The 16198-nt window shown below is 66.5% G+C and carries 15 protein-coding genes; 6 read left to right on the top strand and 9 right to left on the bottom strand.

Annotated elements, in window-relative coordinates:
• Positions 1-13: 13 nt before the first annotated feature.
• From BG61_RS04010 to BG61_RS04000, 3 genes are all read right to left on the bottom strand, one after another.
• Positions 14-394 carry a Zn-ribbon domain-containing OB-fold protein gene (locus BG61_RS04010; protein ID WP_063740953.1) on the bottom strand — a complete coding sequence of 127 codons (381 nt, stop codon included), beginning with the start codon at positions 392-394 and terminating at the stop codon, positions 14-16.
• Positions 395-448: 54 nt separating this feature from the next.
• Positions 449-1753 (bottom strand): MFS transporter, encoded by a 1305-nt coding sequence (locus BG61_RS04005; RefSeq protein ID WP_035935222.1) that lies wholly within the window; start codon positions 1751-1753, stop codon positions 449-451.
• A 314-nt stretch (positions 1754-2067) separates the two neighbouring features.
• Positions 2068-2925: an oxidoreductase gene (locus BG61_RS04000; protein WP_035935219.1), complete on the bottom strand. Its 858-nt coding sequence runs from the start codon at positions 2923-2925 to the stop codon at positions 2068-2070.
• A 122-nt stretch (positions 2926-3047) separates the two neighbouring features.
• Here BG61_RS04000 and BG61_RS03995 point away from each other — a divergent pair, with 122 nt between their 5' ends.
• Positions 3048-4028, top strand: a complete 981-nt coding sequence (locus BG61_RS03995; protein ID WP_035935216.1) for a LysR family transcriptional regulator — start codon at positions 3048-3050, stop codon at positions 4026-4028.
• Positions 4029-4087: 59 nt separating this feature from the next.
• Here BG61_RS03995 and BG61_RS03990 read toward each other — a convergent pair whose 3' ends face one another.
• On the bottom strand, positions 4088-5677 hold the full coding sequence (locus BG61_RS03990; RefSeq protein WP_035935213.1) for an esterase/lipase family protein: 1590 nt from the start codon (positions 5675-5677) through the stop codon (positions 4088-4090).
• Between the two features lie 281 nt (positions 5678-5958).
• Positions 5959-8709: an MGH1-like glycoside hydrolase domain-containing protein gene (locus tag BG61_RS03985; RefSeq protein ID WP_035935211.1), complete on the bottom strand. Its 2751-nt coding sequence runs from the start codon at positions 8707-8709 to the stop codon at positions 5959-5961.
• Positions 8710-8921: 212 nt separating this feature from the next.
• Between BG61_RS03985 and BG61_RS03980 the strand changes: the two genes are divergently transcribed.
• From BG61_RS03980 to BG61_RS43195, 3 genes are all read left to right on the top strand, one after another.
• Positions 8922-9227: a hypothetical protein gene (locus BG61_RS03980; protein WP_035935209.1), complete on the top strand. Its 306-nt coding sequence runs from the start codon at positions 8922-8924 to the stop codon at positions 9225-9227.
• A 251-nt stretch (positions 9228-9478) separates the two neighbouring features.
• Positions 9479-9793 (top strand): hypothetical protein, encoded by a 315-nt coding sequence (locus tag BG61_RS03975; protein WP_035935207.1) that lies wholly within the window; start codon positions 9479-9481, stop codon positions 9791-9793.
• A gap of 104 nt (positions 9794-9897) precedes the next feature.
• Positions 9898-10068: a hypothetical protein gene (locus BG61_RS43195; protein WP_169743290.1), complete on the top strand. Its 171-nt coding sequence runs from the start codon at positions 9898-9900 to the stop codon at positions 10066-10068.
• A 32-nt stretch (positions 10069-10100) separates the two neighbouring features.
• On the opposite strand, the gene BG61_RS03970 is transcribed toward BG61_RS43195, so the two are convergent.
• Entirely contained in the window at positions 10101-10346 is a 246-nt protein-coding gene (locus tag BG61_RS03970; RefSeq protein WP_035935205.1) for a hypothetical protein, read from the bottom strand.
• A gap of 457 nt (positions 10347-10803) precedes the next feature.
• On the opposite strand from BG61_RS03970, the gene hpnD reads away from it, so the two are divergent.
• Both hpnD and BG61_RS03960 read left to right on the top strand, forming a co-directional pair.
• Entirely contained in the window at positions 10804-11652 is an 849-nt protein-coding gene (gene hpnD / locus BG61_RS03965) for a presqualene diphosphate synthase HpnD (protein WP_035935203.1), read from the top strand.
• 231 nt (positions 11653-11883) lie between these two features.
• The gene (locus BG61_RS03960) at positions 11884-12471 is read left to right on the top strand and encodes a cation diffusion facilitator family transporter (RefSeq protein ID WP_232256319.1); all 588 of its coding nucleotides are present in this window, start codon (positions 11884-11886) and stop codon (positions 12469-12471) included.
• Positions 12472-12510: 39 nt separating this feature from the next.
• Here the strand turns inward: BG61_RS03960 and BG61_RS03955 are convergent, their stop codons facing one another.
• From BG61_RS03955 to xylG, 3 genes are all read right to left on the bottom strand, one after another.
• Entirely contained in the window at positions 12511-13263 is a 753-nt protein-coding gene (locus tag BG61_RS03955; protein ID WP_051672246.1) for an SDR family oxidoreductase, read from the bottom strand.
• A gap of 125 nt (positions 13264-13388) precedes the next feature.
• Positions 13389-14585, bottom strand: coding sequence for a sugar ABC transporter permease (locus tag BG61_RS03950; protein WP_035935202.1), 1197 nt, complete (start codon positions 14583-14585; stop codon positions 13389-13391).
• Positions 14582-16138, bottom strand: coding sequence for a D-xylose ABC transporter ATP-binding protein (gene xylG, locus BG61_RS03945; RefSeq protein ID WP_035935200.1), 1557 nt, complete (start codon positions 16136-16138; stop codon positions 14582-14584). Before xylG ends, BG61_RS03950 begins: the two co-directional genes overlap by 4 nt.
• Positions 16139-16198 lie beyond the last annotated feature (60 nt).

Below are 16198 nucleotides of genomic sequence, written 5' to 3'. Positions count from 1 at the left end.
ATGGGAGGCGCGCTCAACGCGCGGCGGTGAACGTGTAGCGCGGCGCGCCGCTTTCGGCCGCGCCGATGACGACGCGCACGCGTTCTCCGATGGACGGCCGCCCGTCGCCCTCGTAGATCCCGAACACCCTGACCTTCTCGGGGAAATCCGCATACACCAGCGCGAACGGCGCCTTGCCGCTTTTCGGGTGCGGATGGATCACGGTGAAGCTGTAGATGCGCGCTTCGTCGCCGAGCGTGATGCTCTCGTAGCGCGCGTGAAGCGGCGAGCCCTGCGGGATCGGCGGAAAGAAGCGCTCGCGGCTCGCGCGTTCCTCGCATGCGGCGAGGTGTTTGCCGTCGGGCGTCTGCCAGTACGGACGTCCGGTTGCGGTCGTGTCAGCGTTGTCGGTCATGATGGTTTTCCTGTCAGGCGAATGATGAGGAGAAGAAGGACGCGCGAACGGTGCTCAGTCCAGCTCCTTGCCCTTCGTTTCGGGCATCGTCGCGTAGACCACGAAGCCCACGAGCGAGATGCCGGCCACGTAGACCCAGATCAGGCCGGAGTGGCCCGCGTTGGTCATCGCGGTCATGATGTAGGGCGCCGTGCCGCCAAAGAGCGTCACGGAGATCGCGTAGGGCAGCGCCACGCCCGTCACGCGCACCTTGGCCGGAAACTGCTCGGCCATGACGGCTGCGCAGGTGGCCGAGAAGCCCGTCACGAGCGCCATGCCGATCGTGACGAGCAGCGTGTCCGTCCAGAAGTCGTTGCTGAGCAGGTTCAGACCCGGATACGCGAAGAGCGCGGAGCCGCCGGCGAACATCATCAGCACGGGCTTGCGGCCGATGCGGTCGGCAAGCATCCCCACGAGCGGGATCAGCACGAGCGACACCACGATGGAGATGCCGCTCGCCGTGAAGGCTTCGCGCAGCGGCAGGCCCGTCTTCAGGTGCACGTAGGTCGGGAAGTGGACGAGCCAGAGATAGTTCAGCAGGTTGCCCGCCATCGCGATGCAGATCACGCGCAGCGCGGCCTTCGGATGCTCCTTGAGCATCGAGCGCAGCGGGTTGTGGTGCTCGCGTTCACGTGCAGCCGAACGCTTGAACGCCTGTGTCTCGTCGACGGCGAGCCGCACCCACAGCGCGACAAACCCCATCAGCCCCGCGACCGCGAAGCCGACGCGCCAGCCCCAGGCGGCCATCGTGGCGTCGTCGAACACCGAGGTCAGCAGGAAGCCGATCATCGCCGCGACGAGCACGCCCGCGTTCACCGCGAAGTGCTGCCACGAGCCCGCGAACGCACGGCGGCGCGGCGAGGCGGTCTCGATCAGGAAGGTCGACGCGGAGCCGAACTCGCCGCCCGCCGAGAAGCCCTGCAAGAGCCGCGCGATGATCAGGATCACGGGCGCCGCGAGACCGATCGACGCGTATCCGGGGCAGAAGGCGATGATGAACGAGCCGAGCGCCATCAGCGTGATCGACAGCGTGAGGCCCTTCTTGCGTCCGTGCCGGTCGCCGTAAGCGCCGAGCACCGCACCGCCGATCGGGCGCATCAGGAAGCCGACCGCGAATACCGCGAACGATGAAAGCAGGCTGACCGCGGGGTCGCTCGACGGAAAGAACTGCCGCGAGAACACCGACGAGAGCGTGGCGTAGATGAGCCAGTCGGCCCATTCGACCATTGTGCCGAGCGTCGCGGCGAACATCGCCTTGCGTTGCGCAGGCGTGAGGGCGTCGGACTTCGCGTCCGGATGGGTGGTCAGGATAGTGTTCATGTCTCCGTCTCTATGGATAGCCTGCGAGGTGGGTCCTGTCATTCGGGCCTTGTGATGCGCCGTGCGGACCGTTTCGCATAAACACGGAACCGCATGGCGTGAATGAATGCTAGGGCGCTCGACGGGGGCGCCTCAAACGACATTTTCGGAAGGGATGGTTGACTTCTCGTCAATCGAGAGCGGCGCGGCAGGCTGCGCGGGGGATGGGGTGGCGTCACGCAAAAGCGCCCGCCGCTTTCGAAAAGCGGCGGGCGCGCGGCACGGCTCAGTGGTTGGCCTTCAGCGCATCGGTTGCGGCGAAGGGCGTCTGACGCTTACGCGGAAAAGTCCGTCGATGCCGACAGTTCTCTCCACGTCTGCGTTTCCTGCTCGACATACGCGTTCTTCCGGGCGATGGCCGCAAGCGTGTCGGTGCCGAGCGGCAGGCGCAGCGGCGGCGTCTTCGCGTCGACCAGCGTGACCATCGCGGCGGCGAGCTTCTTCGGGTCGCCCGGCTGGCTGTGATTCAGGCGGGCCGCGACGCGGCGCACTTCGCCCGAAGTGGCGTCGTAGTCTTCGATCACGTCGGGCGCCACGACGAGCGAGGAGGCATCGAGAAAGTCGGTGCGGAAGTAGCCCGGTTCGACCACCGTGGCATGAATGCCGAGCGGCTTCAGTTCGTCATGCAGCGCTTCGGTGATGCCTTCGACCGCGAACTTCGTCGACGAGTACACACCGAACCCCGCCGCCCCGCGATAGCCGCCGATCGAGGAGATGTTGATCACATGGCCGGAACGGTTGGCGCGCATCGTCGGCAGCACGGCGCGGGTGATGTTCAGCAAGCCGAACACGTTCGTGTCGTACATGCGGCGCGTGTCGGCGTCGGAGGATTCCTCGACCGCGCCGAGCAGACCGAATCCCGCGTTGTTGACCAGCACGTCGATGCGGCCGAACTTCGCGACGGCGGCCTTGACCGCGGCGTGCGCCTGCGCTTCGTCCGTCACGTCGAGCGCCACCGGCAGGAGCGCGGCCGACTCGCCCAGACGCTCGACGATCGCCTTGACGTTGCGGCCCGCCGCCACCACGGCGTTGCCGTCGGCGATCGCCGCTTCGGCGATCAGTGCGCCGATGCCGCGCGAGGCGCCGGTGATGAGCCATACACGCTTGAAACCGTTCTGTTTGACTTCAGCCATGATGTATCTCCTTCGGGTGTGTAGTGAAAGTGACGCCATGTTAGGGCCGGCGAGTCACGCAAACTAGCCGCACATTGATAGACTGATAATCAACTTCCATTTGCTAATCCGGGGCGGCCACGATGAACGAGATTCGTGCGATCACCATCTTCATGCGCGCGGCGACGCTCGGCAGCCTGCGCAAGGCGGCCGTCGACCAGGGCATCTCGCCGCAGGCCGCGAGCCACGCGGTGATGCAGCTCGAAAAGGAACTGGGCGTGCGGCTTTTCTTTCGCACCACGCGCAAGCTGAGCCTGACGGCGGAAGGGCAGCGCTTCTTCGAGAGCGTGCAGCCCGCGCTCACCATCCTGTCCTCCGCGCTCGACGAAGCCCGGCGTTCGACGGAGGAAGTCGGCGGCCCGTTGCGCGTGAGCGCGCCGCGCGCGCTCGGGCTGTCCGTCCTCTGGCCGTTCTTCGAGGAGTTCGTCGCGCGCTACCCGAACGTGCAGCTGGAAGTGCAGTTCGACGACCACTTCACCGACCTCGTGACCGAACGTTCGGACGTGGGTTTTCGCGGCGGCCCGCCGCCGGCGGGCGGCTCGATTGCGCGCCGGCTCGTGCCGATTCAGCTGATCATTTGCGCGTCGCCTGCGTACATTGAGGTGCATGGCGCGCCCGAGTCCATCGACGATCTGGCCCGTCACCGGTGCACGGGGTATCGGCGGGCGAACACCGGCAAGATGGCACCGTGGGCGTTTCAGGTCGGCGAGGAGATCGTCTATCGTGACGTGCCCGCGACGGTCTGCGTGAACGACACCGACATGGAGACCCAGGCGGTGCTTTCAGGCCTCGGCGTCGGCCAGCTGGGAAGTTTTACCGCGACCGAGCATATCCGCAGCGGCCGGCTCGTGCCGCTGCTCCTGCAGCACGTGAGCCAGCACGGAATGATCTACATCTACTACGGGCATCGAAAGGAGCAGCCGCTGCGCGTGAGGACCTTCATCGACTTCATGGTGGCGCGCATGGCCGACAACAGCCGGTTTTTCCTCGCGCCGTCCGAGTTGCAGCCGGTCCGCCCGGCGCGCCCCGCGCGGCGCACGCGCGCCGCGGCCGGACGCTCGTAGCGTTTCGCGCGATCCCCGGCCGGGAACGCACATGAAGGCCGGTGAGCACGATCGCACGCTCACGACCACGGCCTCACCACGAGCCGGATCTTGCCCGAGATCCCGGGCTTGTTGGGGTTCGCGAAGTCGATCGACAGTTCCACCTTGCCGTCGGCGGCGGCCGTGAAGTCGATGGGCCGGGTCATCGGCGCATCCGGGTTGCTGGCCCAGCTGTACTTCACGTCCCATGCGGATTTTCCGTCGTCGGGCGGCGTCAGCTCGATGACGGCGGTGTCCCTGAACAGGTCGGCGCCTTCGTAGTGCCCGTCGGCCCAGAAGCGCCGCTCGATCTCGTAGTCGGGCACCTTCACGGCGACGGTCATCGCATAGGCAAGCGACTTGCGGTCCTGGTCCACCTTGCCGCGCTTCGAGAGGAACACGGTCGACAGATAGATCCTGCGCTGCTGGGCGTCCGCGCCGCTCAACTGCGAGTGGGTCCTGCAGGCGGGCGAATCCTCCACCGCCGTCCTGCGCGTGAGGAACCAGCGCTTGCCGCGCGGCGCCGCGCGAATCTCGAACTGATAGAGCGCCTCGACGCCCGCTTTCTGCTCCAGGTCGGCGGGCAGCCGCACGCTCTCGACATCGAGCCAGATGTCCACGCGCACGTCCCCGAACAGGAAGCGCACGAGGTTCTGATACGCCTCCTCCGAATTGACGATGCCGAAGTAGCCCGAATGCGAGCGGTAGGCGTACGCGGTGGCGGCGGGCTGCGTCGCCTTCTGGCCCTCGACGCCCCACAGGGACGCGTTCTCGATGCGCACCAGTCCGTCGCTGCCGTGGCCGACGAAGGCGCGGGCGAGCCCTTCGCCCACTTCGTAGTCGCCCCGGTTCGTGCCGACCATGCAGAAGATGCGCTCCGACGGCAGCGCGCTTTCCGGAATCAGGTCGACGCGGCCGTTGAACGCCGCGGAAACCGCCTTCATGTCGAGAAACTCCGCCATCTTCTCGCGGTTGAACGTGTTCATCTCGTCCTTCGTCAGCCAGTGCGGCACGTTCAGGCCGAGCAGCTCGATGCCGTTGTGCGGCGTGGCGAAGGTAAAGAACTTGCCGACGCACTTGCGCGCCTCGCTGCCGCCGAGCCGCGCGTTCTGCAGGAACGCCCGCGCGACGAGCCCTCCCATCGAGTGCGCGACGAGATGGCAGCGGAAATCCGCTTCCTTCATCTGCTGCCCGCCCTTCGGCACATGCGAACAGACGAGCGAACGGATCTTGAGGATCAGGTCATTGAGACCCTTCGCGTAGGCCTCGATGTCGCGGGCCTTGCCCTCGCCGAAGAATGTCGAGCCGTCGTCGTAATAGCGGTAGATGACGAGCGAGCCGGACGGAATGCCGACGGTCGGGTTGCCGTCCTCGTCGCGGGGCGGCTGCCAGTCGGGGTCCATGATGTCGGCGCCGTTCTGGTAGACGTGCTGGTACTGGTATTCCGTCACGAGACGCACAAGCGGCGACTCGAAGATGAAGCGCGCGGGCTTCGCGGTCTTGTCCGGCACCGCGCGATAGAGCGTGGAGCCGACGTTGAAACCGCAGAACGGGTCGGCGGCGGTTTCGTTGCGCTCCGACTCGGTCATCGCGTAGCCGCGGATATAGATGATGGGATATCGGGCTGCCATCCTGCACCTCGTCACGGTTGCGCCACGCGAATCGCGCATCGGGAGCGCCTCGTTTCGATGAGGCGGCGGGCCGCCGGTCGCGTTGCTGGCGATGAGTTTCTGTAAGGTACGACGAAAGATATGTGCGCAGCCGCACAGAGCGCGGCTTTGGTTCGCCGCGCGCAGCAGCGAGCCGCGCCATTTCGCCCGCGTGCACGGCCATCGTTTCATGACGCTTCAGCCCGCGTCATGGGCCGATCCCCGGCGCAATGCGCCCACGTCACGCGCACATCACGCGCACATCACGCGACCGGTTCCCGCGCCGCGTTCTGCCACAGCGGGTCTTTCATGAAGTAGGCCGTCTTGCCCAGCTCGAGCATATGCTCGGCGGAGGTGGTCGAAAACAGATGCATCGCCCGCGCGACGATCGCGGTCCATCCGGTCTGGTGGCTCGCGCCGAGACCGGCGCCGTTGTCGCCGTGGAAATATTCGTAGAAGAGCACGTAGTCGCGCCAGAGCGGGTCCTCCTGGAACGTGTCGCTGCCGCCGTAGACGGGGCGGCGCCCGTCCCCGTCGCGCAGGAAGATGCTGGAGAGGCGCCGGGTGAGCTCCTGCGCCACTTCGTACAGCGTCATCTGGCGGCCGGAACCGGTCGGACACTCGATCGTGAAATCGTTGCCGTAGTAGGTGTAATACTGCAGGAGGGCGCGGATGATCAGCGCGTTGACCGGCATCCAGATCGGCCCGCGCCAGTTCGAATTGCCGCCGAACATGCCCGTGTCGGACTCGGCGGGCAGATACGGCACGCGGTATTCCTGCTCCCCCACGCGATGCACATAAGGATGATCCGCGTGATGGCGCGAGAGCGACCGGATGCCGTACGGGCTCAGGAATTCGCTTTCGTCGAGCATTCTCGCGAGCACGCGGCGCAGCCTGGTTTCGTCCAGCACCGCGGCGAGCTTGCGGCCCGCGTAGCCGCTCCGGTTCGGATCATGGATGAACGCCGTCAGTTCGGGGCGCGCCTCCATGAAGCGGCGCAGGCCGCGCCGCACCTCCGGCGCCTTCTGCAGCAGATCGCCCCTGAACGTCGTGACCGCGCACAGCGGCAGCAGCCCCACCATCGAGCGCACTTTCAGGCGCTGCGCACGGCCGTCGGGAAGCCGCAGCACGTCGTAGAAGAAGCCGTCTTCCTCGTCCCACATGCCGGTGTCGTCGCCCGTGCGGAGCATCGACGACGCGATCCACAAAAAGTGCGCGACGAACTTGGCGCACATCTCCACGTAGGCGGGCCGCGCGAGCGCCAGCTCGATCGTGATTTCGAGCATGTTCTGGCAATAGAGCGCCATCCACGCGGTGCCGTCGGCCTGCTCCAGATAGCCGCCCGTGGGCAGCGGCGCGCTGCGGTCGAACACGCCGATGTTGTCGAGCCCGAGAAAACCGCCCTCAAAGACGTTGTTGCCCGAGCGGTCCTTGCGGTTCACCCACCAGGTAAAGTTGAGCAGCAGTTTCTGGAAGGAACGTTCGAGCCATTCGATATCGCCCTGCCCGTGCCGCGCCTGATCCAGCCGGTACGTGAAGATCGTGGCCCACGCATGCACCGGCGGATTGACGTCGCCGAAATTCCACTCGTACGCGGGGACCTGGCCGCTCGGGTGCAGATAGCGCTCCCTGAACATCAGGTCCAGCTGCTCCTTGCCGAAGTCGTCGTCGACGAGCGTCAGCGCGATCACGTGGAACGCCAGATCCCAGGCCGCGTACCACGGGTATTCCCACTTGTCTGGCATCGAGAGAATGTCGGCGTTGTACATGTGGTGCCAGCGCTCGTTGCGGGGCGCCTGGCGTTGCTTCCCGGACCGGTCGGGATTGCGCTCGCCGAGCCATTTGTCGACGTCGTAGTAGTAGAACTGCTTCGACCACAGCATGCCGGCAAGCGCCTGGCGCATCACGCTGGCGGCATCGGCGCCGAGCGCCGGCGGAATCACGCTCGCATAGAACTCGTCCGCCTCGCGGTGCCGCGCGGCCATCACGGCATCGAAGGCGGCTCCGAACGGACCCGGGCCCGGGGCGTCCGCGGGGGCTTCGCCGGTCAGCCGCAGCCGCAGCCTGCGCGACTCGTGCGCGCCCAGCATGAGCGCGTAGTGCGCCGCCGCCTTCGTGCCGGTCTTCGCCGGATTGACCGCGTCCCCGCGGCCGTGGACGACGTAGCTGTCGAATGCGTCCTTCACGTACGGCGTGCGGTTGGGCACGCCGGCAAGACGTTCGGTGTTGGTTTCGTTCTCGGTGAAGATGAGCGACGCGGCGCCTTCGCAATGAAGGAAGCGCTCGCCCAGCGCCTCATCCGACGCCGCGATCACGGCGCCGCCCTCGCCGCCGCCCCGGCTTTCCGCGCGCTGCCGCAGCCCGGGCCGCGCGGTCTCGTTGCCCCACGACCAGACGTTGCGAAACCAGAGCGTCGGCAGGACGTGCAGCGCGGCCGGTTCGGGACCCCGGTTGCACACGGTGATCTCGACGAGGATGTCTTCCGCCGACGCCTTCGCATATTCGACGAACACGTCGAAATAGCGATCGCCGTCGAACACGCCCGTGTCGAGCAGTTCGTACTCGTAGTCGTTGCGCGTCCGCCGCCCGTTCGTGACGACGAGGTCTTCATAGGGAAACGCCGACTGCGGATACTTGTACAGGTACTTCATGTACGAGTGCGTCGGCGTGGAGTCGAGGTAGAAGTAATACTCCTTGACGTCCTCGCCGTGGTTCCCTTCGCTGTTGGTCAGCCCGAAAAGCCGTTCCTTCAGGATGGGGTCCCTGCCGTTCCACAGCGCAAGCGCGAAACAGAGATGCTGATGATCGTCGGAGATGCCCGCGAGCCCGTCCTCGCCCCAGCGATACGCGCGCGAGCGCGCCTGATCGTGGCTGAAGTAATTCCACGCGTCGCCGGACTCGCTGTAGTCCTCGCGCACCGTGCCCCACTGGCGCTCCGAGAGATAGGGGCCCCACTTCTTCCAGCCGGCCCGTTGCTTGCGCGCTTCCACCAGTCGAATGTGCTCAGCGGTCACGTTGACACCCCATGATCATTGTTGGAAGAGCGCTAGCGGCCGGCGGCACGGCATTCGGTTCCGTTTTGGGAACAGGACAGGCCGATTCGACTATAGGTTAAAAACGGGCGGCCCGGACCACCAGACATTCCCGCAACCGCCCGGTCGATTTTTCCTATACTTTTCTTTTCGTGAGCCGCCGTCCGGCGGCCGCGCTGATACGGGGGAGAACCATGCGCTCGTCGAAGTCCGGATGGATATGCACGGTCCTGGGTCTGAGTCTCGCCGTCTCGGCGTGCGTGAGCGCGCCGCCCCCGCCCGCCGCACAGAAAAAGCCGCCCGAGGGCGTCGCCCGGGTCCGCGCGGCGACGGAGGCCGCGGTCGTGTCGTCGCAATCCGAGATTTCGAACGCCAACCCGGCGGCGGTTCCCCGGCGGCAGACGAGCGTTCAGTGCGACACCATCGGCAACATGTTCATCTGCACCGACGGCGAAGCGATCTGCTGGTGGAACGCTCGCACCGGCTACGGCTGCAATTGACACGCGCGTCCGCCGCGGGCACGCGTCGATAAGCAACACGCGCCTCTACCATCAAAACGAACGATCGTGCGCATCGAGCACCGGCCCGCAACGGACCGGACGCATGTCGTTTCCGCACGGCCGCATCTGAACGGCCCTCCTTGCCCCGAGTGCCTCCGCTGAAATAGACCTGAAATCCCGTGCTAATCGGCAAATCGGATTTCGGCGCGCGGCTGCACACTCCAATCACGCACTCGACAAGGAACACGGACATGCAGCCGAACGCCCGCCTCGCCCTCGACGACACCGCCGCTCACGCCCGCGGCATCGCGCATGGACTGCCGGTGCCGTCGGCGCCGCGATCCGCTTGCGGACACGCCGATATGCCCGGCGAAACCGCCGCGCTCATGCGTGCGCTCGGGAATGCTTCGGAGAGTGTCTTTCGCCTTGCGGGGGAAACGCTTGCGGCTGCGGGCCGCCTGGAAGATGCGCATCTGCGCGCGGTTCGGGAGTCGCTCGAAGCGCAGCAGGCAATCGCTGAAGAACTGATCGGCCGCCTGCTGGGCTTTCCGGCAGCGCGCGCCTGAAGTCGGACGGGCTGGACTGGCTGTACAAACCGGGCGGCTCCTGCCCGACGATGCCGGAGCCGCCCACACACTCAACCCGCTTTCGGGGATTTCGGGGAATCTGGATGAACGCCTTGACGATGTTTCTTTCCATCTGGGTCATGTCCGCGCTCGGTGCGGTTCTGCTGATTCGCGGCGCGTGCCATCGGGTGGAGCACGCAACCAGCCGCACACAGGATGACGTGTCGCTCGCAGCCCGCGAACTGGCCCGGGCGAGCAACCGCGTCCGCCACTGACAGAGCGCCTCCGTCAGCCGGCACGCTGCAGGTCATGCGCGCCGTCCGGCGGCTTCATGCGCCGGGCCTGGCGCCGGCTGGCCGTCGACCGTGGCCTTGCCGTACTCGATCGCGAATGAACAGGCCGCATCCGCGGATTTGAATCGTCCAAGCGGCCCCATCGCCTGGCGAATTCCATTGGGCTTCTCGACCAGCAGGACCACCGCATGGTCGGTCGGCGTACGAGACACAATGGGTGTGAGCACCCAGCCCTTGTACTCAATCGGAGTTCCGTGCATCTCTCATCTCCTCGCAGTCCGGTTGGAAACCGGGAGCCACAAATGTAGAGCAGCACGGCGCGGCGCATAACCCTCCTTCCGAGGGAAGAACCACCCCCGATAGTGATTGCCGCCAGCGTCCGCCGGTCCGGGCATGCCCCGGCCCCGTGCCCGCGCAACGATTGAATCGCATCGATCGAGGATGGCCCGGCGGATTCGACCGCTGATCGGATGCGCCGCCGATGCTGCCGAAATTACGCCAACTTGACAAATAAAAAACGAATCGAAGGAATAAACGCGGACCCGAAAGCGTTATCCCGGGTGTGAACGCACGGCCGCGCCCCAGTCATTCGCTCGCGCATGCCGCCGCCGGGGTTTCCTTACAGCCGGGGGGCGCACGCATCGTCGCGAAAGTGCGGACGTTCAGGCCATCGCCTTGTTCCAGAACCGCCCTCGGGGCACCCTAGCGGAGTCCGTTTTGACCGTGTCCGATCTGATCGCCGAAGAACCTGCCGCCGACGCCGCGAAGCTCTCGTCCGGCAGTTCGTTCTATCTCGCCATGCGCATTCTGCCGGCGCTCCAGCGCGACGCGATGTACCAGGTGTATGCGTTCTGCCGCGCCGTCGACGATATCGCCGACAACGGCGTACTGTCCCGCCCCGAACGCATGGCGGCCCTCGAGCGCTGGCGCGAGGACATCGGCAACTGCTATGGCGGATCGCCGCGGCGCTCGCTGCGGGCGCTCACGCGCCACATCCACACGTTCCATCTGGTGCGCGAGGACTTCATGGCCGTGATTGACGGCATGGCGATGGACGCGGCCGAAGACATCGTCGCGCCCGACGAGGCCACGCTCGACCTCTTTTGCGATCGCGTGGCGAGCGCGGTCGGGCGGCTCTCGGTGAGGATATTCGGCATCGAGGACGAAGCGGGCTGGTGGCTCGCGCACTATCTCGGCCGCGCGCTGCAGCTCACCAACATCCTGCGCGACATCGACGAAGACGCCGCCATCGGCCGCGTGTATCTGCCGCGCGAGCTGCTGGCGAGCGAAGGCATATCCGCAACCGACGTCGCCGCCATCGTCGCCGATCCGCGCCTGCCGGGCGTGTGCGCCGTGCTCGCCGCCCGCGCGCGCGAGTACTTCGTCGAGGCCAACGCGATCATGGCCGCCGCGCCCCGGGCACAGGTGCGCGCGCCGCGCATCATGTCGGCCGCGTATCGCGCGGTGCTGGACGCCAACGTCAGGCGCGGCTTCGACCTGCCGCGCGAGCGCGTGCGCACGCCGCGCTCGCGGCTCCTGTGGATCGTCGCCCGCTACATGCTCTGACGCGCGATTCGCACAACGCGCACGAGATGCACGACATGCGCCCGTGCCGCCGCGCATCGCGCGCCGGCCGGGCAATCCCTTCTTGTCACGGCCGCGCAATTTTTCCGGGTTACGGTCTCGAAAAGACCAACGAATACCCACACGATGTCGCCGCCGTCCGAACATGTCACAGCAAGACGCAGCAATCCCCGCAAGGCAGCCTGGGCAAGCGCAGCACTGAATGTCGCCCTGATGACAATGCAGATCGCGGTCGGCTGGATAGCCGGGTCCGATGCGCTGCTCGCCGACGGCATCCATACGCTCGCCGATCTCGCGGCCGACTGCGTGGTGCTCGCCGTGCTGCATGTCGTCGCCACGGCGGGTAACACAAACCGCATGCGCGAAGCGCGCCGCATGGAGATGCTGGCGTCGCTGCTCATCAGCGCGCTCCTCGTCTCGACCGGGGCCGAAATGCTGTGGCACAGCGCCGCGTATTTCGCCGATGCGACCGGCGCGCCGTCCATTCACGCGAGCGCGCTCGCCGTGGCCCTCTTCGTCATCGTGGCGAAGGAAGCGCTCTTTCGCTACATGATCGCCGAAGCAGAGCGCAGCCAGTCCGACGTCCTGCTCGCAAGCGCATGGCACGCGCGTTCGGATGCGGTGTCGGCCGTGATCGCCGCGGTCGGCATCGCGGGGAGCTTCGCCGGCATTCCGATGCTCGACCGCGTGGCCGCGATGGTGATCGGCCTGATGATCATCGGCATGGGCTTCAATCTGAGCCGCGCTGCGGTGAGGCGCGCGGGCCGGCAGCAGGTCGAGTTGCAGGGCGGCGGCCTGTAGCGCGTGTAGCGCACGCTCGCGGTGGCCGCCCTCGCGCTTCTACGCGATGAGCGCACCGCCATCCACGACATGGATCTGGCCCGTCGCGAACGCGCTCTTCATCAGGAAGAGGTACGCGGCGGCGACATCGCCCGCATGACCCACGTGCCCCGCGGGCAGCGCCTTCGCCGCGCTTTCATACATGCCGCGCCGGTCCTGCTCGCTCATGGTCTGCCATAGATTGGTCGCGACAAGACCCGGCGACACCGCGTTGACGCGCAGCGGCGCGAACTCGATTGCGAGCGCGCGCGTGAGCGCATCGACGGCCCCGCATACGCTCGCCCCGAGCACCCAGCCCTTCGCCGGGCGATGCGCGGAGATGCCGCTCGTCAGCACCATCGATCCGCCTTCGCGCAGATGCGGCGCCGCGTAGCGGGCGGCGGCGAGCGTCGCCCAGTAGCGCACGTCGAACGCCTGCCGCGCCTTTTGCAGATCGGCCGTGCGCAAGTCAGTCAGATGCAGCGTGTCGCCCGCGGTGAACGCCAGATGATCGAATGCGCCGGTCTCTCCGAAGAATGCTTCGATCGCACGTTCGTCGAAAAGGTCGAGCGTTCGGCCTTCCACGCGGCCGCCCAGTTCGCTCGCGGCACGCGCCACGCGCTCCGCGCTCTTCGATGCGATCACGACGTCCGCGCCCTCCTCCACCGCCTGCGCGGCGACCGCGTAGCCGATCCCCGACGAGCCGCCCAGCACGATCACGCGCTTGCCGCGCAAGCGCTCGCGCATGCGTGCGCTGCCTTCGCTTCCATTCATGTGCCACTCCTCTTCAGTCAAAAGATCCGGGGAGCATTCTGGAAGACGCGGCATCGGCTGGCGATAGCCCCGGCGTCATATGACCGATGACGAAGGAGCATGAACCTGCGCGCACGAGGCACAGGCTAGCGCTGGTTCGACCCCGAGACCACGTCGATCCACACGGCAAGCACGAGGATCGCGCCCTTCACGATCATCTGCCAGTACGAGTCGACGTCGAGCATCGACATGCCGTTGTCGAGGCTCGCCATCACGAGCGCGCCGATCAGCGCGCCGTAGACGGTGCCCGAGCCGCCGCGCATCGACGTGCCGCCGATGAAGCAGGCCGCGATCGCATCGAGTTCGCCCATCGATCCCGCCGAGGGCGACCCCGCCGCGAGACGCGCGGTGTTGATCAGTCCGCCGAATGCGCACATGAGGCCCATCAGCGCGAAGATCGCGAGCTTCACGCGGTTGGTGTTCACGCCCGAGAGCCGCGTCGCTTCGAGATTGGAGCCCACCGCGTAGATGCGCCGCCCGAACACGGTCTGTGTCGCGATGTAGGTGAACACGCCGAGCAGCGCGAGCAGCAGGAGCACCGGCACCGGTATGCCGCCGTAGCGGTTGAGCGTCGCCACGAACGCGAGCAGGATCAGCCCCGCCGCGGCGATCTTGACGCCGTCCTGCCACATCGGCACGACGGGCAGGCTGTAGCGCTGGCGGTTCTGGCGCTGCCGCACGGTGAGCACGGCGAGCAGCAGGAACAGCACGACGGCGAGCGCATTGCCGGCGATGCGCGGCAGATAGCCCTGTCCGATGAAGACGAGGTTGTCGGATACCGGCGCGACCGTCGAGCCGCCGGTGATGCCGAGCAGCACGCCGCGATACGCGAGCATGCCGCCGAGCCCGACGATGAACGACGGCACGCGCAGGTACGTGGACCACCAGCCGTTGAAGAAGCCGATCGCCACGCCGAGCAGCATGACCGCCGGCAACGTGAGGCCGAGCGGCCAGTGATAGGTGACGTCGAGAATCGCGGCCACGCCGCCGAGCAGCCCGAGCAGCGAGCCGACCGACAGGTCGATCTCCCCCGCGATGATCACGAACACCATGCCGCATGCGAGCATGCCGGTGATCGACATCTGCCTAAGCAGGTTCGACAGGTTGCGAGGCGTGACGAATGCGCCGTCGGTGAGAAACGAGAAGAAGATCCAGATGACGGCGACGGCAAGCAGCAGCGCGAGCAGCTTGTAGCGCGTGAACAGCTGCTTGAAGCGCTGGCCAGACGAATGGGTCGCGCCGCTCTGTGCGCGCTTTGGCAGAGATGTGAGATCAGGCGTCATGCGGCACTCGCTGGGTTGAATGGGTCACTGGGTTCGGCGCTGATCGCGGCGGTCAGGATGTGTTCCTGCGTGAGGCCGTCGTTGACGAAGTCGCCGCGCAGCTGCCCTTCGCCGATCACGAGCACGCGATCGCTCACGCCGAGCACTTCAGCCAGTTCCGACGACACCATGATGATCGACACCCCGCGCCGCGCGAGCGCGAACATGAGCTTGTAGATTTCGAACTTCGCGCCGACATCGACGCCGCGCGTGGGCTCGTCGAGGATCAGCACGGCGGGATCGGTCAGCAGCATGCGCGTGAGCACGGCCTTCTGCTGGTTGCCGCCGGAGAGGCTCGCGATGGACAGCATCGGATGCGCCGCGCGCACGGAGAGGCGCTTCATCTCGGCGTGGATGGTGTCGAGTTCCGCCGCCGAATCGATGCGCCCGCCTTTCGCGAAACGGGCGAGCACGGCAAGCGTGATGTTCTGCCCGACGCCCAGTTGCGGCACGATGCCGTGGCGCTTGCGGTCTTCGGGCACCATGCCGATGCCCGCCGCGATCGCATCCGCGGGCGTGGCGGTCTTCACCTGCCGGCCGTTCATCCAGACCTGCGCCTCGCTCACGCCCGGATACGCGCCGAATATCGCCTGCATGAGTTCCGTGCGTCCCGCTCCGACGAGCCCCGCCACGCCGAGAATCTCGCCCTTTCGCAAAGTGAAGGAGACGTTGTCCACGCGCTTTCTGCGCGGGTTGGTCACGTCGAAACACGTGACGTTGCGCGCTTCGAAGATCACCTCGCCGATCTCGTGCGGCTCGCGCGGAAAGAGGTTCCTGATCTCGCGTCCGACCATCATCGCGATGATGCGGTCCGTGCTCAGCTCCTTCATCGGCTGCGTGCCGACGTGCCTGCCGTCCCGTATCACCGTAATGGTGTCGCACACCGCCTCGACTTCGTCGAGCTTGTGCGAGATGTACACGCACGCCACGCCGCGCGCCTTCAGGTCGCGCACGATGTCGAGCAGGATCCGGATTTCCGCCGCCGTGAGCGACGAAGAAGGTTCGTCGAGAATCAGCAGCTTCGCGCGCTTGTTCAGCGCCTTCGCGATCTCGATCAGCTGCTGATGCCCGCCGCCGTAGTTCATGACCGGCTGCGCGACGTTGATGCCCTCGATCTTCAGCTCTCTCAGCAGTTCGGCCGCGCGCTGATACATCGCCGCGTAGTTCATGCGCCCGCCGGGCAGCGTGATCTCGTTGCCGAGAAAGATGTTCTCCGCCACCGACAGCTGCGGCACGAGCATCAGTTCCTGGTGAATGATGACGATGCCCGCGCGCTCGGTGTCGCGGATGCTCGCGGCGCGCAACGGCGCGCCGTCCCAGAGGATTTCGCCGTCCCACGTGCCGTGCGGATAGACGCCCGAAAGCACCTTCATCAGCGTCGACTTGCCCGCGCCGTTCTCGCCGCACAGCCCTACGCACTCGCCCGGCGCGACCACGAGATCGATGCCGTCGAGCGCCTTCACGCCGCCAAACGATTTGACGATGCCACGCATCTCCAGAAGCGCATGTGCCATGCTCTCGTGTCCTGGCTGAATGAGAGGTGCGCGGGCGCCTCGCCGCGAGGCGCCCGCGTG

It is taken from the genome of Caballeronia glathei, from assembly GCF_000698595.1.
Classification (GTDB): Bacteria; Pseudomonadota; Gammaproteobacteria; order Burkholderiales; family Burkholderiaceae; genus Caballeronia; species Caballeronia glathei.
This window is presented reverse-complemented; position numbering and strand designations above follow the sequence as displayed.